The sequence below is a fragment of the Hyphomonas sp. genome (assembly GCF_040882205.1).
In the GTDB taxonomy this organism is placed as follows: domain Bacteria; phylum Pseudomonadota; class Alphaproteobacteria; order Caulobacterales; family Hyphomonadaceae; genus Hyphomonas.
In genome coordinates this window covers 16,381-38,924 of record NZ_JBBEBT010000079.1, presented here as the reverse complement: position 1 = coordinate 38,924, position 22,544 = coordinate 16,381, and the positions used below count along the sequence as shown (strand labels likewise).

29 protein-coding genes are annotated in these 22,544 nt (G+C 65.0%); 19 read left to right on the top strand and 10 right to left on the bottom strand.

All coding sequences use genetic code 11. The features are described from left to right. Window positions 1-959 (bottom strand): hypothetical protein (locus WEA77_RS03570; protein WP_368066488.1); only part of this gene is annotated, 959 nt, incomplete at its 3' end. 53 nt (window positions 960-1,012) lie between these two features. Between WEA77_RS03570 and WEA77_RS03565 the strand changes: the two genes are divergently transcribed. Continuing rightward, window positions 1,013-1,732: a M48 family metallopeptidase gene (locus WEA77_RS03565; RefSeq protein ID WP_368066487.1), complete on the top strand. Its 720-nt coding sequence runs from the start codon at window positions 1,013-1,015 to the stop codon at window positions 1,730-1,732. 110 nt (window positions 1,733-1,842) lie between these two features. Here WEA77_RS03565 and WEA77_RS03560 read toward each other — a convergent pair whose 3' ends face one another. Then, entirely contained in the window at window positions 1,843-2,379 is a 537-nt protein-coding gene (locus WEA77_RS03560) for a hypothetical protein (protein ID WP_368066486.1), read from the bottom strand. A gap of 81 nt (window positions 2,380-2,460) precedes the next feature. Continuing rightward, window positions 2,461-3,318, bottom strand: coding sequence for a motility-associated protein (locus WEA77_RS03555; protein WP_368066485.1), 858 nt, complete (start codon window positions 3,316-3,318; stop codon window positions 2,461-2,463). A gap of 117 nt (window positions 3,319-3,435) precedes the next feature. Between WEA77_RS03555 and WEA77_RS03550 the strand changes: the two genes are divergently transcribed. Beyond that, a complete protein-coding gene (locus WEA77_RS03550) occupies window positions 3,436-4,710 on the top strand; it encodes an MFS transporter (RefSeq protein ID WP_368066484.1) in 1,275 nt (424 codons plus the stop codon). A gap of 358 nt (window positions 4,711-5,068) precedes the next feature. Here the strand turns inward: WEA77_RS03550 and WEA77_RS03545 are convergent, their stop codons facing one another. Both WEA77_RS03545 and WEA77_RS03540 read right to left on the bottom strand, forming a co-directional pair. After that, the gene (locus WEA77_RS03545; protein ID WP_368066483.1) at window positions 5,069-5,482 is read right to left on the bottom strand and encodes a type II toxin-antitoxin system VapC family toxin; all 414 of its coding nucleotides are present in this window, start codon (window positions 5,480-5,482) and stop codon (window positions 5,069-5,071) included. Further along, window positions 5,479-5,715 (bottom strand): type II toxin-antitoxin system Phd/YefM family antitoxin, encoded by a 237-nt coding sequence (locus WEA77_RS03540; RefSeq protein WP_368066482.1) that lies wholly within the window; start codon window positions 5,713-5,715, stop codon window positions 5,479-5,481. The genes WEA77_RS03545 and WEA77_RS03540 overlap by 4 nt, the downstream gene beginning before the upstream one ends. 593 nt (window positions 5,716-6,308) lie before the next feature. On the opposite strand from WEA77_RS03540, the gene WEA77_RS03535 reads away from it, so the two are divergent. Next, window positions 6,309-6,569 (top strand): hypothetical protein, encoded by a 261-nt coding sequence (locus WEA77_RS03535; RefSeq protein ID WP_368066481.1) that lies wholly within the window; start codon window positions 6,309-6,311, stop codon window positions 6,567-6,569. Continuing rightward, on the top strand, window positions 6,566-6,976 hold the full coding sequence (locus tag WEA77_RS03530) for a type II toxin-antitoxin system VapC family toxin (RefSeq protein ID WP_368066480.1): 411 nt from the start codon (window positions 6,566-6,568) through the stop codon (window positions 6,974-6,976). Before WEA77_RS03535 ends, WEA77_RS03530 begins: the two co-directional genes overlap by 4 nt. Before the next feature lie 62 nt (window positions 6,977-7,038). On the opposite strand, the gene WEA77_RS03525 is transcribed toward WEA77_RS03530, so the two are convergent. Next, window positions 7,039-8,373 (bottom strand): lytic murein transglycosylase, encoded by a 1,335-nt coding sequence (locus WEA77_RS03525; protein ID WP_368066479.1) that lies wholly within the window; start codon window positions 8,371-8,373, stop codon window positions 7,039-7,041. A gap of 111 nt (window positions 8,374-8,484) precedes the next feature. Between WEA77_RS03525 and ykgO the strand changes: the two genes are divergently transcribed. The 7 genes from ykgO to WEA77_RS03490 all read left to right on the top strand — a co-directional run bounded on the left by ykgO (window position 8,485) and on the right by WEA77_RS03490 (window position 12,529). Then, entirely contained in the window at window positions 8,485-8,610 is a 126-nt protein-coding gene (ykgO, locus tag WEA77_RS03520) for a type B 50S ribosomal protein L36 (protein WP_011648318.1), read from the top strand. Window positions 8,611-8,641: 31 nt separating this feature from the next. After that, the gene (locus tag WEA77_RS03515; RefSeq protein WP_368066478.1) at window positions 8,642-9,250 is read left to right on the top strand and encodes an HAD family hydrolase; all 609 of its coding nucleotides are present in this window, start codon (window positions 8,642-8,644) and stop codon (window positions 9,248-9,250) included. A gap of 53 nt (window positions 9,251-9,303) precedes the next feature. Continuing rightward, window positions 9,304-9,837, top strand: a complete 534-nt coding sequence (locus WEA77_RS03510; RefSeq protein ID WP_368066477.1) for a tetratricopeptide repeat protein — start codon at window positions 9,304-9,306, stop codon at window positions 9,835-9,837. A gap of 5 nt (window positions 9,838-9,842) precedes the next feature. Beyond that, window positions 9,843-10,784 (top strand): alpha/beta fold hydrolase, encoded by a 942-nt coding sequence (locus tag WEA77_RS03505; RefSeq protein ID WP_368066476.1) that lies wholly within the window; start codon window positions 9,843-9,845, stop codon window positions 10,782-10,784. 42 nt (window positions 10,785-10,826) lie between these two features. Next, complete coding sequence (locus tag WEA77_RS03500; RefSeq protein ID WP_368066475.1) at window positions 10,827-11,090, top strand: DUF2312 domain-containing protein; 264 nt, start codon at window positions 10,827-10,829, stop codon at window positions 11,088-11,090. 233 nt (window positions 11,091-11,323) lie between these two features. Next, window positions 11,324-11,620 carry a hypothetical protein gene (locus WEA77_RS03495; RefSeq protein ID WP_368066474.1) on the top strand — a complete coding sequence of 99 codons (297 nt, stop codon included), beginning with the start codon at window positions 11,324-11,326 and terminating at the stop codon, window positions 11,618-11,620. Between the two features lie 27 nt (window positions 11,621-11,647). Then, a complete protein-coding gene (locus WEA77_RS03490; protein WP_368066473.1) occupies window positions 11,648-12,529 on the top strand; it encodes an SDR family NAD(P)-dependent oxidoreductase in 882 nt (293 codons plus the stop codon). Between the two features lie 20 nt (window positions 12,530-12,549). On the opposite strand, the gene WEA77_RS03485 is transcribed toward WEA77_RS03490, so the two are convergent. Beyond that, window positions 12,550-12,714 (bottom strand): hypothetical protein, encoded by a 165-nt coding sequence (locus WEA77_RS03485; protein ID WP_368066472.1) that lies wholly within the window; start codon window positions 12,712-12,714, stop codon window positions 12,550-12,552. A gap of 313 nt (window positions 12,715-13,027) precedes the next feature. Between WEA77_RS03485 and WEA77_RS03480 the strand changes: the two genes are divergently transcribed. Further along, complete coding sequence (locus tag WEA77_RS03480; RefSeq protein ID WP_368066471.1) at window positions 13,028-13,912, top strand: SDR family NAD(P)-dependent oxidoreductase; 885 nt, start codon at window positions 13,028-13,030, stop codon at window positions 13,910-13,912. On the opposite strand, the gene WEA77_RS03475 is transcribed toward WEA77_RS03480, so the two are convergent. Beyond that, on the bottom strand, window positions 13,903-14,193 hold the full coding sequence (locus tag WEA77_RS03475) for a hypothetical protein (RefSeq protein ID WP_368066470.1): 291 nt from the start codon (window positions 14,191-14,193) through the stop codon (window positions 13,903-13,905). The two genes, WEA77_RS03480 and WEA77_RS03475, sit on opposite strands and share 10 nt — an antisense overlap. Between WEA77_RS03475 and WEA77_RS03470 the strand changes: the two genes are divergently transcribed. Further along, window positions 14,186-15,136 carry a DMT family transporter gene (locus tag WEA77_RS03470; RefSeq protein ID WP_368066469.1) on the top strand — a complete coding sequence of 317 codons (951 nt, stop codon included), beginning with the start codon at window positions 14,186-14,188 and terminating at the stop codon, window positions 15,134-15,136. The genes WEA77_RS03475 and WEA77_RS03470 overlap by 8 nt on opposite strands. 174 nt (window positions 15,137-15,310) lie before the next feature. Continuing rightward, complete coding sequence (locus WEA77_RS03465) at window positions 15,311-16,333, top strand: SDR family oxidoreductase (RefSeq protein WP_368066468.1); 1,023 nt, start codon at window positions 15,311-15,313, stop codon at window positions 16,331-16,333. Window positions 16,334-16,427: 94 nt separating this feature from the next. On the opposite strand, the gene WEA77_RS03460 is transcribed toward WEA77_RS03465, so the two are convergent. Continuing rightward, window positions 16,428-16,766: a MarR family winged helix-turn-helix transcriptional regulator gene (locus WEA77_RS03460; protein ID WP_368066489.1), complete on the bottom strand. Its 339-nt coding sequence runs from the start codon at window positions 16,764-16,766 to the stop codon at window positions 16,428-16,430. A 112-nt stretch (window positions 16,767-16,878) separates the two neighbouring features. Continuing rightward, on the bottom strand, window positions 16,879-17,085 hold the full coding sequence (locus WEA77_RS03455; protein WP_368066467.1) for a DUF1674 domain-containing protein: 207 nt from the start codon (window positions 17,083-17,085) through the stop codon (window positions 16,879-16,881). A gap of 106 nt (window positions 17,086-17,191) precedes the next feature. Here WEA77_RS03455 and htpX point away from each other — a divergent pair, with 106 nt between their 5' ends. The 5 genes from htpX to WEA77_RS03430 all read left to right on the top strand — a co-directional run bounded on the left by htpX (window position 17,192) and on the right by WEA77_RS03430 (window position 22,489). Then, entirely contained in the window at window positions 17,192-18,106 is a 915-nt protein-coding gene (gene htpX, locus WEA77_RS03450; protein ID WP_368066466.1) for a zinc metalloprotease HtpX, read from the top strand. Window positions 18,107-18,140: 34 nt separating this feature from the next. Then, window positions 18,141-19,415, top strand: a complete 1,275-nt coding sequence (locus WEA77_RS03445) for an RsmB/NOP family class I SAM-dependent RNA methyltransferase (RefSeq protein WP_368066465.1) — start codon at window positions 18,141-18,143, stop codon at window positions 19,413-19,415. 91 nt (window positions 19,416-19,506) lie between these two features. Then, window positions 19,507-19,995, top strand: coding sequence for a glycine zipper 2TM domain-containing protein (locus WEA77_RS03440; protein ID WP_368066464.1), 489 nt, complete (start codon window positions 19,507-19,509; stop codon window positions 19,993-19,995). Between the two features lie 75 nt (window positions 19,996-20,070). Next, window positions 20,071-20,739, top strand: coding sequence for a ribulose-phosphate 3-epimerase (rpe, locus tag WEA77_RS03435; protein WP_368066463.1), 669 nt, complete (start codon window positions 20,071-20,073; stop codon window positions 20,737-20,739). A 28-nt stretch (window positions 20,740-20,767) separates the two neighbouring features. Further along, window positions 20,768-22,489: a heparinase II/III family protein gene (locus WEA77_RS03430; RefSeq protein WP_368066462.1), complete on the top strand. Its 1,722-nt coding sequence runs from the start codon at window positions 20,768-20,770 to the stop codon at window positions 22,487-22,489. Window positions 22,490-22,544 lie beyond the last annotated feature (55 nt).

The window sequence follows — 22,544 nt, the reverse complement described above, 5'->3', positions numbered from 1 at the left end:
AGGGCGGCGGGGGCGCCGGCGCCGCCGGCGGCGCCGGCGCTGACCGCGTCGCTGAAGAGACCGTAATTGATGCCCTTCACGCCGAAGCCTTCAAGCGAGATCTTGACGTCGGAGCCGGCGGCTTCTGCGAAGTCGAACTTCAGGTTCGACAGGCCCAACAGGCCGGCCTTCTCTTCCTTCAGGTCGGAGATGTGCATCGAACCGACCGTGAAGAGGCCGGTGCCGCTGGCATCGGCGACGTTGAAGTTCACGCCATTGACCAGCCAACGGTCAAACGACAGGGCGGTGCCTTCCGGAAACGGCGCAGGCTCACCCTTGCCGAGAAGGCTGGCGACCCAGGCGGCGGTTTCCGGCGAGGGGTTCACGAGTTCGATCGAGTTGATCTTGCCGGTGCTCTGGTCTTCCGAACCTTCGGCGGGGGTGATGGTGACGTCCGTCAGCTTCATCAGGGCGAAGTTGGCAACGCCGTCGAACACGCCGAGGCCGTCGAACTCGAGCCTGGCTGCCTTCACGACCGGCGGGGCGGACGGCGCAGAGGCCGGGACCTGCATTTCGGCGCGCAGCGAATCGATCGTGGTGCCCGAGCCGTCATCGGCAACGCCGTCACCGTCAAAGTCCATATAGCCTAAGATTTCAGCCAGTTCGGCGTCCGAGGGGCTCGCCTCGGCGCCTTCGCTGGCCAGTTCCGGGGCCGAGAGGGTAATGTTGTTGAAGACGGCCTTGTCGCCGCTGACATTGCTGTCGGCGAAGCTGACACGGCCTGCGCCGGACTCAGCTAGGGAGAGCGCGGAGAGAGCCGCGCCAGCGGTAGCTGAGTCTCCTTTTCGAAGCGAGACTTCCGGAAGGTCGTCAGCGCTGAATACAACTGAGGCGGGAGTCGCGTTTCCGCCTAACTTGTCTTTCTGCCCACAGCCCGTAAGCAATGTAAGCGCGATCATGCCCGTGAGCAGATACTTCATATTTGGTCCCTCAATTGGTGTGGGTCGCAGACGACCTGACAGGTGTTGTACACATGCGTTTCAATGATGGCCAGACCATGACCTTGCGCGCTCCCGGTGGTCACCGGGTGAAGGTGCGCCTTGAGGTTAACGCCAAGGCGCGGCGTCTGATCATCCGCCTGGACGAGCGCCGCCGCGAAGCGGTGGCCGTGGCCCCCACCTCGCGCCAGATCGAGGCGGCCGCCGCCTTTGCGGCCGAGCGGGTGGACTGGATTTCATCGCGCCTGCAGCACCTGCCGGAGATCACTCTGTTCGAGGATGGCGAAACCATCCAGTATAAGGGCGACGACTGCCAGATCACCCTCGAGGGGGAAGGCCGGATTGCCCGTCTTTACCCCGGAAACCCCCGTATCCTCTCGGTTCCAGGGGATCCGGAGACGACCCATTCCCGGGTCGTGCGCTTCCTGAAGAAGCAGGCGAAGGCCGAGTTGACGCGCGCGGCAACCCGCCATTGCGAGACCCTTCGGGTTACCAATGCTGGCATTTCGGTCAAGGATACGCGCTCGCGCTGGGGCTCGTGCACGGCAGACGGCCAGCTGTCCTTTTCCTGGCGGTTAATCATGGCGCCGCCGGAGGTTCTGGACTACGTGGCGGCGCATGAATGCGCCCACCTGAAGGAAATGAACCACTCGGCAAAATTCTGGGCCCTGGTGGCCCGTTGCTGCCCGGATTGGCAGCGTCAGCGGGCCTGGCTGCGCCTGCACGGGACCGAGCTCCAGGCCGCCGGCGAATAATCCGTGTCAAGACGATTTTTGTGCGTGTGCCGCAAAAATATTTTTATCGCGTGTAAGGAGAATCCCTGAACCATACCCAGATAGCTGAATTTTAAGTTCAAAATACTTATTCAGGACTCTGATGGCGTGGCAAGCAGGCTGGGTTCACCCAGAAAATCGAACCCGATAGCCCGTGTGCCGTATGCGCCCTCCTGGTAGCTTTCGATATTCTCCTGGAACCAACCGAGAATGTACTGGAAGATGTGGGCGTAAAACGGCTCGGAATCCTGCTCTTCGACCGGCAGGCTGAACGTGTACTCGGCGCCGTCCTCGATGCCGACGACAAACGCCTCGCCGGTCTTGCGGCACTCGAACTTCAGGCGCAGCCAATCGGCCTGTTTCGATACGCGGAATGCCAGACCGAACGAGACCGGGCCAAGCGGGCGAAAGCCGCGTGGCGGGATCGAGAAGGCCGCGTCGCCATAGGCGCGCGGCTCGAAGGCCCCGGTGGGTGGCACCAGATGCACGCAGACCCCGTCCGGCGCGCCGATATAGTCGCACAGGCCCGCGCGCACATCCTCGGCGAGGCGGCGGATGCGGGAATAGTTCTCCTCGACCAGCTTCTGGTAGGTCTCGACGGTCTGGATCAGGTGCTGGAAGCGGGACATGCGCGGGCCTTGCTTATTGAGGAACACAACAAGGCTAGACCGGATCGCCGGAGGCATCAAACCCGCCAGACCCGGACAGGATCAGGCCGCGCGGTGGAGGCGCGCCGCCGGCGCAGTGGCCGGCTCCGGCTGCAGGCGCGGCGGCACGGCGGTGCGGGCAAGTTCGACTGCCAGCGCGGGCGCGAGGCCCTCACCATAGCTGCGTATGACGCTGCGCACGGTGTCGAGAAAGCCGGCTTCCTCCTCGACGATCTGCGCGTAGCGCGCCGCGATTGGCCCGACGAGGCCGTAAGCGAGGAAGACGCCGAGGAAGGTGCCAAGCAGAGCGGCGCCGATCATCGCCCCGAGGATAGCAGGGTCCTGATCGATGGCGCCCATGGTGCGGATGATGCCGAGCACGGCAGCGACGATGCCGAGGGCCGGCAGCGCATCGGCCAGCGTGTTGAGTGCGCCCACGGCTTTCAGGCGCCGGTCGAGCTGGGCATAGATTGCCTGCTCCATGCGCTGGTCGGCGCGGGCGGGATCGGAGAGGTCGAGCGCCATCAGGCGGAAAGCGTCACAGATCAGCGCGCGTGCGCAGGCATCCTCAAGGATGCGCGGAGCGGCCTGAAAGATCGCGGAGCCTTCCGGTTTCTCGATGTCGGCCTCGATGGCGACGAAGCCGCCGCGCCTGGCTTTCCGCATCAGCGCGCCGAGCAGTGTGAAGAGGTCGCCATAGTCTGCCTTTGTCCATCGCGCGCCCCGGAAGGCGCGGCCGAAACCGGCAAAGGCCTCGCGCGCCACGTCCGGTGAATTACCGATCAGCACCGTGCCGAAGGCCGCGCCGCCGATCAGCGCCAGCTCAAACGGCAACGCTTCCATCGTCGCCGGGCCGCCGGTGACTACCAGCCCGCCGCCGACCAGCAGCAACACGATGACAAGACCGGCAATCTGCAGCACGAAAAGATCTCTCCCAGGATCGCAGCCTTCACCCTGACACCCCCATCTTAAGGCGGCGTTTCACCACGCCCTGGTTTCCGGTCTGGACATTTGATCCGGCTGGCGGGAAGAAACCTGATGGCTGGTGAGACTGAAAGCCTTCCCGATCAACCGAGGCCGGACAGGCGCAACGCGTTCATCATGCTGTTTTTTGCGTTGATGGCGATCGGCGCCGGAAACACGATGCTGCTGGCGGCCGTGCTGCCGCAGCTGACCCGCGAGATGGCGATGCCGGACTGGATGGCGGGCGCCGTCTTCTCGCTGTCGGCCCTGCTCTGGTCAATCACTTCGCCTTTCTGGGGCAAGGCCTCCAACACCTGGGGCCGCCGCCGCATCGCCGCCATCGGGCTTGGCGGCTATTCCGTTTCGATGTTCCTGCTCTGGCTGACCGGCACGCTGGCGCTGGCTGGCATCATGACCAATGTCGTCGCCATTTTCATCTGTCTCTGCCTCGCGCGCAGCCTGTTCGGCCTGCTCGGCTCGGCCGCCAACCCCGCCGCACAGGCCTATGTGGCGGACCGCACCAGCAAGGCCGAACGGCAAAGCGAGATAGCCTTCCTCTCCTCCGGCTTCAGCGTCGGCACGGTGATCGGCCCGGCCTTTGCCGCCGCGCTGGCAGCGGTCGCGGGCATCCTCTCCCCTGCCTTGTTCACGGCGGCGCTGGCCGGCATCATGGCCGCCGTCATCTGGTTCCGCCTGCCGGAAACCCGCGCGCCGGTAGCCGACGCCGTGCGCATCGAGGCAGAAGCCGCCGGAAAGCATCTCTGGCGCACCGAGAAGGTGCTGCCCTTCCTGATTTATGCGGTCTGCCTGTCGCTGGTAACCGGCGTGCTGACGCAGGTTTTCGTGTTCGCCGTGATGGATAAGATGGGCGTCACGGGGCGCGAGGCCGCGGCCTATACCGGCCCGGCCTTCACGGTCGGCGCCGTCGCCGTGCTGCTGGCGCAGCTCGTGCTGATCCCGCGCCTGCACCTGCGCAACAAGACGCTGATGTGGGTGGGCTGCGTGCCGCTGCTGATGGGCGCGGTGCTAATGATCTTCGCGAGTAATTATGCGATGCTGATCCTTTCCCAGTTCATGATCGGCCTGGGGCAAGGCCTCGCCCGGCCGGGCTTTTCCAGCGGCGCTTCGCTCGCCGTGCCGCCGCAGCTGCAGGGCAATGTCGCGGGCCTCGTGATCTCGGCCAATGGCATGGGCTATATCGTGACACCGCTGTTCGGATTGTTCGTGTACGAATATGTCAGCCGGGACCTGCCCTTCCTGCTCTGCGCCCTGATGCTGCTCGCGATGTTCTTCTACGCCCGCTTCGGCATGAAAGACGGACTGGGGGAGGCTCGCGAGGGGGAGGATTGAGGGTGGCGCTTGAGGCGAAAGGCGGGATTTGGCCCATTCCTGCCTTGTGGTGAGCTGCTACTCCCGAAGCAAACGCTCGTAGTCCTGTCCGCCACAGAAGATCGCGAGGATCGTCACGGCCTTCGCCCCGGCAGAACAGGCAATCACGATTCATTTGCGAAAGAACGTCATCAGGGACATCTGCAGCATGTTCACGCCAGGCGAATGCTGGAACTTCTTCAAGGCGGCAAACTATGTTGCAGAATAATCGCCCGGCGGTCTAGTTGCGGCCCTTGTCGGAAATCCATGCGCCGAACGGTCTGGCGAAGATCCTGGCGTCCGCCAGATCACCAGGGATTCCAGGACAGTAGGAAGTTTGTCACGGCAGAACTCTTACGCCGACCCGGCCGGCGGCGCTGCGCAGTTCAGTATCCAGCGTGGCAAGCTCTGCGCCGAGGCGCAAGGCCAGCTCCAGATAAGCGGCGTCATACACCGTCAACGTTTCGGCCTGCGCGAGCAACGCGGTTTCACGCCACGCACGGGCGACCCCCTCATCGTCAACGCGAATGGGTAGTGCCGTCATGAGCGCCAGCCGCGCCGCCACATCGCCGCCGCCGATGCGCCCGCGCCTTGCTGCCAGCGTCAAAACATTCGCTACCTCCCAGACCCACAGAGCAGGGACGAGAGCGCCGTCGTCGCGCACACGCTCCAGAATGGCATCGGCCGCTGCGCTCGCTTCATCTTCAAAACACCAGGCCATGGCGAGGGAACAGTCCAGGACCAGGGCGCTCACCGCCGCCCCTCGTTCCTCAGGGCTTTCCAATCAGATGCGAGGGTTGTTCCAGCCCGCAGCGACTTCATCTTCGCGATGACAGCGTCCAGGTCCTCGCGGGCGGCGTCTTCGGCCCTGACCAGGCGCGCGATCGCCTTCCCGTGCTTTGTGATCAGCACTTCTTCGCCCGCCGCAACCTTGTCGAGCAATGCGGAAAGATGAGTTTTGGCCTCAAAAGCGCCGACTGTGATCATGGCATCGTCCATTTCAACTAAAACTTTCAACTAGTTTAACATTTTGGGCAGCTTGAAGCAAGGATAATGGGGAAGCTCTGCAGCAGAGGTGGCCCGATCCGTTTGAACCGCTGTCAGTCGTGGGACAGGTAGATTTTTCCCGTCTGCGAGCACTGGTGCGGCAGTGCTGTATCAGTGACCGTTATCGGCGATGACCCGCCTGGCGGGGGTGAGGGTTTCGGACGGCGCGATTGGATCGACCTTGCCGGTCACGGCCTGAGACTGTCAGAGCCAAGTTGGCCCGATCCTGCCGGTCACAATTGCGAAAGATGATTGCAGATGGGATTGATAGTTTGAACTGATGGCGGAATGCGAGTGCCTGGGTCGAAGATCAGAACGCTCCGGCATCAGTCGATCACTGCGTGCCGCAAGGTCCGCGCGGTCCTGTACTGATCAAAACACGGTGGTAGCAAGCTGAGTTGTGCATTGCACTCGCAATGTTGCAGGTTGAGCAGGCAATTCGAATGCGAGAGGCGCCTGCCAATCTTTGCGCCAGGCACTTGATCGAAGGGAAAGTTCGTAATACATTCAGTATTACTAATCGGAGAATTTAAATGGCCACAAAAACCCTGCGCATGGGTCCGGAGGATGAGGCACGCCTGGAGCGAATCCAGCGCAAAACGGGATGGACGGTCTCTGATGTGCTCAAGGAGGGTGTACGCCTGCTTGAGGAGACGCTCGCAAAGGCGCCGACGACCGAGGCTTACGAGGTCTATTCCCGACTGGAGCTCGGTCCCGGCGGCTATTCGAGCGGACCGGCTTCGAAATCACGGGAAGCCGCGCGCGCAGCCATTCTGCGCAAGCACAAAAAATGATTCTCGTAGATACTGGACCGCTCGTCGCTCTGTTCGACCCGAAAGAAGAACAACATGCAGATTGTCGTCGGAGGCTCTCGGCTATCAGGCTGCCGACAGTAACAACCTTACCGGTTTTGACTGAAGCTTTTCACATACTGGGGCCCGACAGCCGCGGCTCTGAAGCTCTGAGGAGCTTTATTGCCGAAGGCGGAATGAGTGTTCACTATGGGTCCCATGAAGAGACGATGCGAGCCTTCGAATTGATGGGGACATACCGGGATCACCCCATGGATCTGGCGGATGCATCGGTCATCACCGCCGCTGAAACGCTCGGCACCCGCAGAGTCTTTACGTTGGATCGAAACGATTTTGAGACCTATCGCATCAAGCGCGGGCACCGCCTCTATCCCGTGGAGATCGTATAAGGGGTGAGATCGATTGATGTCGCTTTCCGGCGAACTCCCGCCGCTCCTGTCGAGCGTCGCCCTCAGTTAATCTCCGCCCCGCTCGCGCCCAGCGCCTGCAAGGCTTCCAGTACGCGCTTCGCCGGGTAGCCGTCAGCGACCTGGCCAAGCGTTTTCTGGAAGGCCTGCACGGCGAGCCTGGTGCGGCGCCCGGCGATGCCGTCGACCGCGCCGGCGTCGAAGCCCCGGTCGTTCAGCGCCTGCTGCATGTCGCGGATCTCGGCGACGCTGAGCGGCGCAAGGTGCGTCGGCCAGGGCGTCAGCGTGCCGGTCTTGCCCACGATTGCGTCGCCGGAGAGGCCCACGGCGAAGGCATAGGAATCGGCACGGTTATAGGTCTTGTAGACGTTGAAGTTCTTGAACAACAGGTATTTCGGTCCCTGGTGCCCGGCGGGCACCCAGAGCTCGCCAAACTCGGCGCCGCCGGTCTCGAACTGGCCGCCGGTGATCGGCGTGAGGCCGGCCGCGACCCAGGTTTCCATCCGGCGCTCGCTGCCATCCGCGAGGCTGTAATCGAACCCTTCCGGCAGGGCCACTTCGAGGCCCCAGAGCTGGCCTTTCACGTATCCGGAGCGGGCAAGGTAATTGGCGGCAGAGGCCAGCGCGTCTGCCTCGCTTTTCCAGACATCTCGGCGGCCGTCGCCGTCAAAGTCCACCGCATGGGCGATATAGGTCGAGGGCATGAACTGGGTGTGGCCCATCGCGCCCGCCCAGCCGGCGCCAAGCTCACTGCGCCTGGCATAGCCGCGCTCGACAATGGTCATCAGGGCATAGAGCTCGTCCTCGGCGAATTTCCGGCGGCGGCCTTCGACCGCCATGTTGGCGAGCGCGTTGGCGGCGTCGTCATTGCCCATGAAGCTGCCATAGCTGGTCTCCATGCCCCAGATCGCGAGCACGGCCTGCCGGTCGACGCCGTACTTTGCCTCGATGGCGCCGAGCGTGGGGCTGAGGGCGGCGAGTTTCGCCTGCCCGGAAGAAATTCGCGTCTGGCCCATCGGGACTTTCAGATAGTCCCAGATCGGCTTGGCAAATTCAGCCTGAGAGCTTGGTGCTGTGGCAGCCTGCACGTCGCTACCGAGCCAGAGCGGCAGGGGCCGGATGCCCTCTAATAATGATTTCACCAACGCCCGGTCATGCCCTGCTCCGATGGCGCGGGCGGAGAAATCGTCGCGCCAGGCGTCCATCGCGGCATGGCCGGAGGGGGCATAGCGCACCGGTCCGGTTTCGGGCGCCGGGGGCTGCTGGGTGCCGGGTTTGGGCGAGGGCGTGGTCGGCGGGCCATTGGCGCAGGAGGCGAGAAGGCCGCATACGGCCGCCGTCAGCATCCATTTGGAGCGGGCCCAACCTGCAATAACCATGGCGGCGATCCCTGTTTCTGGCTGCGGGGTGCAGCACTCGTCCTTGACTCGGCTATCCGGATTCATTACGCGCTTCGCTTTCCCAATTCCTAAACGTACCAGGCCAGACCCATGAAAGTCCGTTCGTCTCTCAAATCGCTGAAGTCGCGCCACCGCGACTGCAAGATCGTGCGCCGTAAAGGCCGGGTTTACGTCATCAACAAGACTGACCCGCGCTTCAAAGCAAAGCAAGGCTGAGCCTCTGATGAACAGGCATTGAGGCGCCAGAATGGCCGCCCGGATCGCCCTGTTCGACCTTGGTGGGGTGATCCTGGACTGGTCACCGGCCCGCCTCTATCGCCAGATCTTCACGGATTGCGCCGAGTGCGACCGGTTCCTGCAGACCGTCTGCACAATGGACTGGCATACGCGCCATGACGCGGGCGTAAGCTTCGCGGACAATGGCGCCGAACTGATTGTTAAATTTCCTCAATACGAGCGCCAGATCCGCGCCTGGCACGCCCGGTTCATGGACATGTTCGACGGATGCATCGCCGGCAGCGAGCGGGTCGTCGAGAGCCTCGCCGGCCGGGGCTGCCCGCTGTTTGCCCTCTCCAACATGCCGGCCGAAGTCTGGCCCGAGGTGCGCGCCGCCTTCCCGGTCCTGTCGCGCTTCCGCGAGGTCGTGGTCTCCGGCGAGATCAAGCTGGTGAAGCCGGACCCAAAAATCTTTCACTATACCCTCTCCCGGATGGGCGGCGCCTCGCCCGACGAGGTCCTGTTCATCGACGACACGCCGAGGAACGTTGCCACCGCTGATGCGCTCGGCTTTCGCACGCACCTCTTCCGCGGATCGGCCGGCCTCGAGCGCGCGTTGATCCTGGAAGGCCTGATCTAGGCATCTGAGTGCGGACATTGCCGCGCCCCCGCGCCCGCGCCATATTGAACGCCATGCTGAAGCACCTTCTCGCGGCCCTTCTCATCGCCCTCGCGCCCGCAGCGCATGCCGCGCCTACAGAAGAGATGTTCGCGAAGCTGAAGGCCGCGACGCAAGAGGCCGAGGCCGCAGATGTCGCCGCCGACATCTGGGCGACCTGGCTGGAATCCGGCTCGCCCACGGTCGACCTCTTGATGCAGCGCGCGGCGGAAGCGGTGGAGTACGAAGACACAGACACCGCGCATGAACTTCTGGACCGCGCGATCCTCATGAAGCCGGACTATGCCGAGGCCTACCATCGGCGCGCCGGCCTCTTTCTTGCGAAGGAGAACTATCCTGAAGCCTTCCGTGATCTCAACGAGGCCCTGAAGCTGGAGCCGCGCCATTTCGGCGCCTGGCTCGGCATGGGCGTGATGCTGGAAAATCTCGGCGGGGCGAAGCAAGCCCTTTCAAGCTACCGCGAAGCGCTCTCAATCTATCCGCTGATGCCGCAGGCCCGCGCGGCGGCGGGCCGGCTTTCCAAGGCCGCCGAGGGCCAGGAGCTATGAAACGCATGATCACGGTGATTTTGGCGACGGTCTCCGCGCTGGGCCTCGGCGCGTGCGTGACCAGCATGGCGTATACCTCAAAGGTCGAGCGCTCCTATCCCGCCGAAGGCGAGATGCTGGAGGTCGGCGGCAAGTCTGTCCACGTCATCCGGCAAGGCACGTCCGGCCCTGCCGTGCTGATGATCCACGGCGCCAGTGCCAATGCGCGCGAGTTCGACTGGACGCTTGCGCCGCGCCTGTCTCCCGGGATGCGCCTACTCATGGCAGACCGGCCGGGGCATGGCTATTCGCAGCGCTTCGACGAGGCTGAGACCCTCGCGGCGCAGGCCCGCCAGATGGCCGGCGTGCTGGACCAGCTGGCACCCGGCGAGAAGGCAGTCATCGTCGGCCACTCCTTTGGCGGCGCCGTTGCGCTGCGCGTCGCGCTCGACCGGCCAGACCTCGTCTCCGGCCTCGTGCTGCTGGCGCCGGTGACACATGACTGGGGCGATGGCGCCACCGCCTGGTACAACACGCTCGCCGCGCCGCCAGTGATCGGCCCGATGTTTAGCCAGCTCCTGCCGCTTGCCGGCCCGGCGCAGGTAAAAGGCGGCATCGACTCGGTGTTCAGACCCGCCCCTGCCCCGGATGGCTATTACGAGAACTCCGCCCTTGGACTGCTCTTCCGCCCGTCGAACTTCCGCGCCAATGCGCGGGATGTGCAAGCGCTGCAGGCAGAACTCGGCGCCCAATCGGCCCGCTACCCGGAGCTGAAGGTGCCGATCATCGTCTTCTCCGGCAGCCAGGACACGGTCCTTTCACCGAAACTGCATGTCGGCGAACTGAAGAAACAGGTCGCTCTGGAACTGGTCATCCTGCCGGACGAAGGCCACATGCCGCATCACGGCGAAGGCGAAGCCGTCTCAGATGCCATCCGGCGTCTGGCGCTTGGCGCAGAGACCCGCTAAGAGCCTCGCCTTCGCCAGACACACCCCCGGAAAGGATACGCCATGGCTGACAATGCCGAGATCACCAAGATCGACGAAACCACCCGGGAAAAACTCCGCCAGACCGTCGCCAAGATCGAGCGGCTTGAGGAAGAAAAGAAAGAAGTCGCCGAGCAGATCAAGGAAGTCTACGGCGAGGCCAAGGCCATCGGGTTCGACACCAAAGCGCTGCGTACGGTCATCCGCCTACGGAAGATCGAGAAGGCTGAACGCGACGAACAGGAAATGATCCTCGAAACCTACCTGATCGCCCTCGGCGAGATGTGAGATTGCAGGCGCTGTGCAAATCGCCTTAGGTATCCGCCATGGCCAGGGAGGTTGACGAGCGCAAGAAACGCGCTGCGCTGCGAAAGCTGCGCCGGGCGGCGTAGCTTGCCAAGCAGGGCCTTGGCCCTGCGCTGTCCGACTGGGAGGCTGCCTTCCTCGAAGAGGTCGAGGGCCGCATCGAGAAATTCGGCTCGGCTTTCTCCGACCCGGCGAAAGGCTCGGACGGCGAGGCGTTGTCCGGCCTCCAGCAGGCGAAGCTGCGCGAGATCGACAAGAAGGCCCGCGGCAAGGCGTCAAAAGGCCTGACGGCGCGCAAACCGATGGGCGCAAAAGACCGTCCACCGCGTCCGCAGCCGGAGATCGAGACCGGAGACACGCCGCTGCCTGACCCAGCGCGCCCGCCGCCAAGAACGCGCCCCGCCCTCGTGCCGGCCGAAGGCCTCGCCAGCGCAGGAAATGTCACCCCGCTGCGCCGCACGAAGCCCCGTCTCACCGTGATTGAAGGCGGCGGCCAGAAACCTGGCAACTAAAACGCCGCGCCGAAAGTATAGGTGAACATGACCGAGATCACAGATCCCGCTTTCGCCCGCTGCGTCCTGATAACCGGCGCCTCGACCGGTATCGGCCATGCGGCCGCCCATCACCTGTCCGAACAGGGCTTCACTGTGTTTGCAGGCGTGCGTTCCGAATCTGACGGCATCGCGCTGAAGGACGGCGCGGCCGGGGACCTGCGCCCGATCATCCTGGATGTCACCCGCCCCGAACAGGTCGCCGCTGCTGTCGCCGCGATCTCCAGGGCGCTTGGCAAGCGCCGCCTCACCGGCCTCGTCAATAATGCCGGGATCGCCAAGATGGGCCCGCTGGCTCTGCAGCCCCTGGCCGAGTTCGAGGCCCACTTCGCGGTCAACGTCTTCGGCATGCTGCGCGTCACGCAGGCCTTCGTGCCTCTGCTCGGCAGCGATCGCGCGCGCGAGGGCCCGCCGGGCCGCATCGTCACCATCACGTCCGTCGGCGGGCGCATCGCCTCGCCCTTCCTCGGCGCCTATACGGCCACCAAGCATGCCAACGAGGCGATGACCGACACGCTGCGCCGCGAACTCGCGCTCTACGGCATCGACGCCATCGCCATCGGCCCGGGCTCGGTGCGTACACCGATCTGGGACAAGGCCGAGAAGGACAATTCCGAAGGCCCCTATGCCGGCACCGACTATGGCGCGCCGCTTAAAATATTCGAGGAGGCGATGCTGAACGGCGGCCGCACCGGCCTTTTACCGAAACAGATCGCTGAGGTGATCGAAACGGCGCTTTGCTCGCGCAATCCCAAGGCGCGCTACGCCCCGGTGCCAAACAAGCTGACCAACTTCACGATCCCGACCCGCCTGCCGAAGCGTGTCCTGGACGGGATCTTTGTCTCTCGGTTCGCGCTGAAGAAGAAGTAGCGCCTTTAAGCGCCTGGCCTTCAGGCCCTGCGGCGGACGTCTTCGTCGTCGCTTTCATAGACCATCCGGCTGCGCGCCAGAGACGGGTCCCGCTTGCTGAACTGGCGCGCTGCATAAAGGAGATCATCGAATGCGGCAGCGTCAAAACCGGCGTGCGCCTGCTTGACCGGCATGCTGACGGTCACGGATCACCGCGCGTTTGAGGTGCTGGAACGCGCCTTCCAGGACCGTCGTGTAGCGAAGAACGCTGGGTTGGAATGAGATCATGCCCTGGCCAACTGCTTGAAAGCTTAGGGGCCCTCCATCACAGCGATCCCGGACTGCGACAGGCAGCATGTGAGGAACCCGAAACGCTCTCTCTGGTTCCATCAATAGAAGATTTTTTATCGCCCTAAAGATGCTGGTCCGGAAAGACAGAAGCTGACGCCTCCGTCACCTTTGCGCTTGACGCCCCTTGCGGAAAGGCGGCGCATATCGCTTAAAACGGGAGGAACACACATGGCAGATCTTACGGGCAAAGTCGCCGTCATCACCGGCGCCGCGAGCGGTATCGGTCTCGCGGGCGTCGAGGTGTTTGTGGCCGCTGGCGCGAAGGTCATCGCGGGCGATATCCAGGACGAGAAGGGCCGCGCCCTCGAGACGCGCTTCGGCAAGGACAAGGTCCGCTTCGTGCATTGCGACGTGACCAGCATGGACGAGCTGAAAGCCATCATGGACGCCGCCCCGGCCGCCTTTGGTTCGCTCGATATCGTGTGGAACAATGCCGGCCATGGCGGCACGCCCACCTCGGTCGAGGAACTTGATCTCGACGGCTACGACCAGACCATGAACCTCCTCCTGAAGCAGGTCTTCGCCGGCACCAAGTTCGCCGTCCCGCACATGAAGGCCAAGGGCGGCGCGATCATCAACACCTCCTCGATCAGCGCGGTCTCAGCTGGTTACGCCCCAATCACCTATTCGGTCGCCAAGAAGGGCGTCGCCCACTTCTCGAAGCTCGCCGCTGCCGAACTCTCCAAATACAAGATCCGCGTCAACGCGATCCTGCCCGGCTTCATCGCCACTTCGATCTTCGGCGCCTCGCTCGGTCTTTCGCGTGAGCAGGCCGACCAGATGGCCGAAATGCTGGCGCAGGGCGGCGGACGCATCCAGCCCGCCGGGCGCACCGGCAAGGGCACCGACATCGCCGAGATGGCGGCCTTCCTGGCCTCCGACGCGGCAGGCTTCATCACCGGGGGCGAGTTCCTCGTCGATGGCGGCATCACGGTCGGCCCGCGTCATAGCTGGGACGAGACGGCCAGCAGCCCCGTGCTCGACGCGCTCGGCATCACGCCGGAACAGGCCGAGCAGCTGCGCCTCGCGCAGGCCGCAGCCGCTCAGTCCTGAGCGGCGCCGTCTGGTTGCGCCACCTCTTCGACGGCGAGCAGCAGGTCCTGCAGGGTCGCACCTTCCCGAAAGACGTTGCCCCGGTCATCGCTGAGGGCGTAGCCTGCACGGGTCCGCGTCAGGGGAAACCGCCGCCAGTGTGTCAGTGTAAGGAATATCCAGACGGTCTCCGGACGCTCACCCGCCGCTGCCCAACCGGTCCACATATGGCTCACCGGCAGGGCGCGCCACAGCCGGTCGATCTCGTCGATTTCCTCGGGTGAAAAGTTCGGCATGAGCATGGGCCCCTCCCCTTCAATACGGCGCCAGCCCCTGCCGGGCAATCTTCAGGGCGCGCTCTGGATGATCGTCTCCGGCGCAGGCTACACGCTGCATCTGGCCCTCGCCAAGGAAATCACCGCCGACATCCACCCGGTCTTTCTCGCCTTCTGGCGCAGCTTCTTCGCCTTCCTTCTGGCCTCTCCGCTGATCTGGCTCCTGAAAGTAAAAATCCACACCGCCCGCTTCGGCGCCCTCGTCACCCGAAGCCTGATCGGCTCGGCGGGCTTCGTGTTCGGCCTCATCGCCATCTGGCCGGTGTTCGAACTCCCGCTCGCGGAATTCAACGCGCTCAGCTTCACGCGGCCTCTGTTCGTCACGCTGCTTGCGGTCTTCCTGCTGCACGAGAAAGTCGGCGTACACCGAACCACCGCCGTCATCGCCGGCTTCATCGGCGTGCTCGTGATGACCGCTGTGCCCGCCCTCCTCGGCACCGGCGGCGGTACGCACTTCAATATTGGCAGCCTGTTCGCGATCCTGTCCTCGCTCTGTTTCGCCTTCACCATCGTGCTGGTCAAATCGCTGACCGGCGTGCACTCGCCGCTCGCCCTCCTGATCTGGGCGAACCTGCTCTCGTCCATCTTCATCCTTCCGGCCGCCCTCGCGGTCTGGGCCTCGCCCAGCCTTGCCGAATGGGCCCTGATCCTCGCGATGGCCTTCTTCGGGGTCGTGGCGCAGTTCTGCTTCATCAAGGGCATGTCGATCGGAGACGCTTCGTTCCTCTCACCAATGGACTATCTGCGCCTGCCGATGGGCGCGGCGGCCGACTGGGTGATGATCCGCGCCCTGCCCGGCCCCTTCGTCTGGGCCGGCGCCGGCATCATCGTCGTCTCGACCCTCTACATTACCTGGCGCGAGCATGTGACGAACCAGAAAAAGCCGGTCCTGCCGCCCAAACCGCTTTAAGAAAACCGCTGAGACCAGAGCACAAAAGCGGGGATCGGGCAGGGCAAACCACCGGTCCAGATCCCGGCTTTCGCGCGATGAGCAGCGAAAAGGAATGGCGCCCTCCTCCGCTCGCTATCCCCTTGTGAACACCAAACAAATCGTTTAGTGTTTACTAAACCATGGGAGGGTTCAATGGCCAAGGTTCTTGTCACCGGCGCGACCGGCTTCATCGCCGGGCATGTCATCCACCAATTGCTCGAAGCCGGCCATGACGTGACCGGAACGGCCCGTTCCGCGTCCAAGGCTAACGCCCTCAACAAGACACTCAGCGCCTATGCGGGCCGCGATATCCGCATTGCCATCCGCGCGGCCGACCTGTCCAGCGATGCAGGGTGGCGCGAAGCGGCTGAGGGCATGGATTATATCCAGCATATCGCCTCCCCCATCCCCAGCAGTGTGCCGAAAGATGCCGACGAACTGATCGTGCCTGCCCGCGACGGCGCCCTGCGCGTGCTGAAGGCTGCGAAGGCGGCAGGCGTGAAGCGCGTCGTGATGACTTCCTCCATGGCCGCCTGCGCCTATGGCTGGGGCGACAAGCGCCCGAACCCGGTGACCGAAGAACACTGGTCGAAGGATGCCGAGACCGGCGACACGACCCCCTATACCCGCTCGAAGACGATCGCCGAACGCGCCGCCTGGGAATATGTGAACGGTGAGGGCAAGGGCCTCGAGCTGACCACCATAAACCCTGCTGCCGTGCTCGGCCCGGTGATGAGCGGGGACTTCTCCGCCTCGGTCGAAATCCTCACCCAGCTTCTCTCCGGCAAGCTGCCCGGCACCCCGCGCGTCGGCTTCGTGATCGTCGACGTGCGCGATGTCGCCGCCGCGCATGTGCTGGCGATGACCAATCCTGCCGCTGCCGGCGAGCGCTTCCTCGTCGGCGACCGGTTCATGTGGTTTGCCGAAGTCGCCGCCGTCCTGCGTGAGCACCTGCCAGCCTATCGCTCGAAAGTGCCCTCAAAGGACATTCCCGGCTGGATGGTCAAGCTGATCGCCATGGTCAATCCACCCGCCCGTCAGATCATCCCTGAAATCGGCCGCGAACGTCACATCTCCAGCGACAAAGCGAGGCGCGTCCTCGGCTGGCAGGCTCGCACGGCGCAAGAAGCCATCCTCTCCGGCGCGAAAAGCCTGATCGACCACAGGGCGGTGTGATCGCTCAGCACATTTCGCGCCGGACAAGACCGCCCTGCTCCGTTGCGAAGAAACCAGCAGCCGCCCGATCGAAACCGGACAAACTCGATCGACGTCACATGGTCTCATCCGATGCCTGGCTGACCAGCCGGTCATGCAGGCCGCGAATAGCCTCGTTGAGCGCCTGCAATTGGCCTGCGGTCATGCCTGACAGCGCCGCGAGGTTTGTGCTGACGCCGCCGGCAAGGCTCCTCAGCTCACGGCCTTTGTCCGTAAGCCCGATCAGCACCTGGCGTTCGTCTCCCGGATTGCGCGCGCGCCGGAGATAGCCGTCAGTCTCCGGCCGTTTCAGCAGCTGCGTCAGCGTGCTGGCTTCCAGTTCCAGTTGGCCGGACAGCGCGCTGACCGACTGTTTGTTACGATCCCAGAGTAGAAAGGCGCTCGCCCGGCCTATCCGCCACGCACCCAGACCTGATCGACGCCGACCTGCTGGCCTTCATCACAAACCAGGTCTTGCCCGATCCGGGCCGCCCAGCAGGCGGCCCGGACTTTGCTTTTTTGCGCCCTCAGAAATCATACGCGATCCCCTTGCGCTCCCAGTCCCCGTAGCGCGTCGGCTCAACGCCCTTCGGCCCGCCGCGCTCGCCCTCCGGCAGCGCCGCGTCCGCCGCCTTGCGCGCGTCTGCCTCTTCCAGCGCCCGCCTTGCCGCTTCCGGCAGCGCCGCGCGGCGCGCCGCTTCTTCGGCTGAGTTCACAGCATCGTCATCGGCCATAGGGCTCTTCCCGTTCCGTTTACGATTTCCCATATAGGCTTTCCCGGAGCCATTGTCCGCCCGGCATTTCTAAAACGCCGCAACCAACTGGAGTAACCGACCGCCCATGGGCACCGCAAAGACCTTCGTCCTGCTTTCAATGATGACCGCGCTGTTCGTCGGCATCGGCTTCATGGTCGGTGGGACCACCGGCATGATCATCGCCTTCGTGGTCGCGGCAGGCATGAACGTGTTCGCCTGGTGGAACTCGGACAAGATTGTCCTGAAGATGCAGGGCGCCAAGGAAGTGCCCCTCGACACCGGCAACCAGATGCTGCGCGCCTTCCGCCAGGATGTCGCGCTCCTGGCCGAGCGCGCCGGCCTGCCTGAGCCGAAAGTCTACATCATCGACACGCCCCAGCCGAACGCCTTCGCCACCGGCCGCGATCCCAGCAATGCCGCCGTCGCCGCCACGACGGGCCTGCTCAGCATGCTGACACGCGAGGAAGTCGCCGGCGTCATGGCACATGAACTCGCCCATGTGCAGAACCGCGACACTCTGACCATGACCGTCACCGCCACCCTGGCCGGCGCCATCGGCATGCTGGCGAACTTCGCCATGTTCTTTGGGCCCCGCGATTCCGAAGGCCGCGCCAATCCCGTCGCCGGCATCGCCATCATGATCCTCGCGCCGCTTGCCGCCGGCCTCGTGCAGATGGCGATCAGCCGCTCACGCGAATATGTCGCCGACAAGCGCGGCGCCGAGATCTGCGGCAACCCGCTCTGGCTCGCCTCGGCGCTGGAAAAGATCGAGCGCGGCGCCCGCGCCCAGATCAATCCGTATGCGGAGCGCTCGCCCGCGATGGCGCACATTTACATCTCCAACCCGCTGAACGGGCGCGGTCCGGACAATTTCTTCTCGACACACCCGTCCACCGCCAACCGGGTCGAGGCCCTCCGCCGCATGGCCGGCGAAATGGGCGTCTCCTCGGTGCGTGAAACGCAGGCGGCCCCGCGCCGCGCGGCTGGCCCATGGGGTTGATCGTGAAAGGCCCTGTGCTGATTGGCCCCTCCTCGTGAGCGGCGCCGAATCCCGGCTCGCCGCTGCCGAACTCCTGCATCTGACGCTCGACAAGCGCCGCACGCTCGACGAGGCAATGACGCTATCGGACACCTATAATGCGCTGGAAGGCTCAGACCGCGGCTTCGCCCGCGCCATTGCCTACTCAGCGCTGCGCCATCTCGGCTGGATCGATGCCACTGTGCAGCCTTTCCTCTCGCGCCCGCTCTCGGCCACGGGCATCGAGATCCGCGCGCTCATCCGCGCCGGCGCGGCGCAGGTCTGGTTCCTGGATGTGGCGCCCCATGCTGCCGTCAATGCCACTGTCGACGCTGCCCGCCTGACGCGCGGCGCCCGCTCCGGCGGCAGCTTCCTCAACGCCGCGTTGCGCCGCGTCTCGGAGGCAACCCCGCCCGGCGAGACACTGCCCGCCGAAAACATCTGGCCCGCATGGTTGCGCGCCCAGCTCATAGACAGTCTGGGCAGCGACGGCGCCCGCGCCCTCGCAGAGGCCCAGCGCGCTGAACCCGCGCTCCACCTCACCGCCGCGAAAGCCCCCGCCGCGCTCGCTGCCCTGATCGGCGGCCCGCTACTTGCCTCCGGCTCCGTCGAGGCGCCCACCGGCGCGGTTGAGGAGCTTCCCGGCTTTGCAGAGGGGCAATGGTGGGTGCAGGATCAGGCCGCCGCCCTGCCCGCCAAACTCCTTGCTGCCAAACCCGGCGAGCGCGTGCTGGACCTTTGCGCCGCGCCCGGCGGCAAGACGCTGCAGCTCGCCGCCACAGGTGCGAGCGTTACCGCGCTCGACCGCTCTGCCCCCCGCCTCGAGCGCCTGCACGAGAACCTCGCTCGCACCGGCCTCACTGCAGAAGTCATCGTCGCCGAGGGCGAGGCCTTCCTGCCCGAGCGGGCGTTCGACAAGGTCCTGCTGGACGCCCCCTGCTCCGCCCTCGGCACGCTTCGCCGCCACCCTGAAGGCGCCTGGATCAAGACCGAGGCCGATGTCGCGCGCTTCCCTGCTGTGCAGGCCCGCCTGCTGGCCAGCGCCGCGGGCATGCTGACCCCGGGCGGCACGCTCATCTACTGTGTCTGCTCGCCCCTCGCCGCCGAAGGGCGCGATGTGGTGAATGCGGCGCTCGCCAACGGAATTCTCGTCCGCGTGCCTGTTTCGGCCGCCGAATGCCCCGGTTTCGAGGATTGCCTCACCCCCGAAGGCGATGTGCTGACCTTGCCGGGCCCCTCTCGCGACTGTGATGCCTTCTATATGGCCCGGCTGGCCAAAGCCTCAAAGTGAACGCAATTCCATACGAAATTCATGTCCTATTCAGGCAGTAAGCGGCTATAAGGCGCCATCGCAGGTATGCAATGCGAAAGGAAAAATTCGAATGATGATGCAGATTTCTGCTCACTCGGCCACGCGTAAAGCGATTGCTGGCGCCCTGGCTGCCCTCACGCTCGCCGTCACCGGCTGCGCCAACTCATACGGTGCCGGCACCGCAAGCACCCGTTCCCTTGGGCAGGCCTCGACCGTTTACACCGGCGTCGTCACCTCGGCGCGCGAAGTCACCATCAAGCCGGATCGCTCGCTGATCGGCACCGCGACCGGCGCAGTGCTCGGCGGCCTCGCAGGCTCCGAACTCGGCGGCGGCGACAAGGCCCAGACGGCCGGCGCCATCGGCGGCGCAGTCATCGGCGGCGTCGCCGGTAACGCAGCCGGCAAGGCTGTCGGCACCCAGCGCGGCTACGCCTACATCGTTCGCTTCGACAACGGCGAAGTGAAAGAGATCATCCAGGGCGCAGACCTCTACATCCAGCCAGGCACCCCGGTCAGCGCCATCGCCGGGGCGGATGGCTGGAAACTGATCCCCCGGTAAACCCGGACGGAAAACCTGAATACCGGACAGCCGGCTGCCTTGTGCGGCCGGCTGTTCCCTTTTAGGGATGGACCCATGTCCCCGGTCCTGATTTCCCCTTCGATTCTGTCGGCTGACTTCGCCAAGCTGGGTGAGGAAATCCGCGCCATCGACGCCGCCGGCGCCGACATGATCCATGTCGATGTAATGGACGGCCATTTCGTCCCGAACCTCACCTTCGGCCCGCCGGTCATCGAGAAGCTGCGCGCGCACACTCAGAAGCCTTTCGACGTGCACCTGATGATCGCGCCGGTGGACCCCTTCATCGCCGCCTTCGCCAAGGCCGGCGCCGACATTCTCACCGTGCATCCGGAAGCCGGCCCGCACCTGCACCGCACGCTGCAGGCCATCCGCGCCGCCGGCATGCGTCCCGGCGTCGCGCTGAACCCCGCGACACCCGCCAGCGTCATTGAACCCGTCATCGACGACATTGACCTCGTGCTCGTCATGTCGGTCAACCCCGGCTTCGGCGGCCAGAGCTTCATCGCCAGCCAGCTGAAGAAAACCGAACAGCTGCGCCGCATGATCGACCAGACCGGCCGCGACATCATTCTGGAAATCGACGGCGGCCTGAACGCCGAGACGGCGCCTAAAGCCATCAGCGCCGGCGTCACCGCCATTGTCGCAGGCTCCGCCGTCTTCCGCGGCGGGCCATCCGCCTATGCGGCGAACATCAACGCCCTGCGTCCCAAAGTCCGGGTTTGACTGGTCAGTCATCTTGGACAGCAAGGACTTGTCAGACAGCAACGACGATTTCCAGGCAGACCGGACCCGGACCAGCAGTGGTGACGCCGCCCTCTGGCGCCGCTTCCGCGGGGTCTCCGGCGAGGATGCGAAAGTCTCGACGCTCCAGAAGCTGAACCTCACCGGCCATGGTCCGGACGCCTTCAGCCTCCACCTTGAAAATCTTCTGCCCCCGGACGACCGTCGCGGCGAAGCCCTGATGGCCGGCATCTGGCGCATTGGCCAGCAGCGCATCGCGCTCGAACCCGGCCAGGCGCCCTGGGCCTCAGAAATGCCGTCGCGCCATTTCGCTGACCGGATCCACCGCTTCGCCTGGGCATCTGACCTGATGGCGCAGGGCGAGAGCGGCCGCGCCCGCGCCGTCGCGCTGACCGATGACTGGGTGGCGAAATTCGGCAAGTTCCATGGCTTTGCCTGGCGCCTCGAGCCGACCGCCAGTCGCTGCTGGAACTGGCTGCGCTGCGGCCCGGCCCTGCTCGAGGCCGGCACGGTCGAGGAACGCACCGCCCGCGTCGACGCCCTCGCCCGCCAGCTGCGCTATATCCACGAAACCGTCGGCGCCGCGCATGATCCGAAATCGCGCTGGCTCGGCGCGGTCGTCCTCGTCGCCAATGCCCTCTGCCTGCGCGCTGGCTCCGGCCTCGGCGACGCGCTGGACCGGCTCGAGTCCGAATGCACTGCGCAAATCCTCCCCGATGGCGGCCACGTCACCCGCAGTCCCTCGCACATCCTCTCCTCCCTGATCCAGCTGCAGACGCTGGCGGGCGCCCTCGAGCGCGCGGGCCGCCCGGTGCCGGACTGGCTGGACAAATGGATCCCCCGCATGGGCGCCATGCTCGGCTTCTTCCAGACCGGCGACGGCGCCCTCAACACGTTCCATGACGGCGACGAGTCCCGCCCCGAAGTCGTCGCCGCCGTCCTCGCCCGCCTGCCGGCGCCGCCCCGCAAGTTCATGTTCGCGCCCAAGTCCGGCTTCCAGAAAGTCGAGAAAGGCGGCCTGCGCCTTGTGCTCGACTGCGGCGAGGCCCCGCCCCGCCCCTTCGGCGACCATGCACGCGCCGGCGCCCTCAGCTTCGAACTCTCCGACGGCCCCGCCCGCATCGTCACCTCCTGTGGCTACTCCGCCGAGGTCAATGTCGACTGGCAGGCCGCCGTCCGCCGCACGTCCGCCCACTCCACCCTCATCCTTGGCGGGCGCGATTCGGCCAGCTTCATCGTCAATGATGAGACCCGCCTGCGCGCCCTGATTGGCCCGGAGGGCATCGCCGCCAAGCGCCTCGAGGAGGGCGCCGAGATCTGGCTTGACGCCCAGCACGCCGGCTACAAGGCCGCCTACGGCCTCCTCCATCGCCGCCGCATCTTCATCTCCGGCGAAGGCGACCGGCTGACCGGCGAGGACTCCCTCGTCCGCCCCGTCGCCCAGGCCTTCAACGAGGAGAAGAAGTTTATCCCTTACGAGATCCGCTTCCACCTCCACCCCACCGTCACTGCAATGATGGGCAAGGACGCGATCCGCCTCTTCTGCGATAGCGGCACCGTCTGGCGCTTCCGCACCAGCCACGAGGGGGCCCGCCTCGAGAAAACCGTCTACCTCGCCCGCGGCATCGTCGAGCAGCCCGAGCAGATCGTCCTCGCCGGGTTCGCCGACCCCAACGGCGACGGCAGCCAGCCCCCCAATGCCATCCGCTGGGCCTTCGTCCGCGAGCCTTGAGCGGCGTCCCGAAAAGTGGGAACCGGTTCTCGGCAAGACGCCGCGACCATCAAAC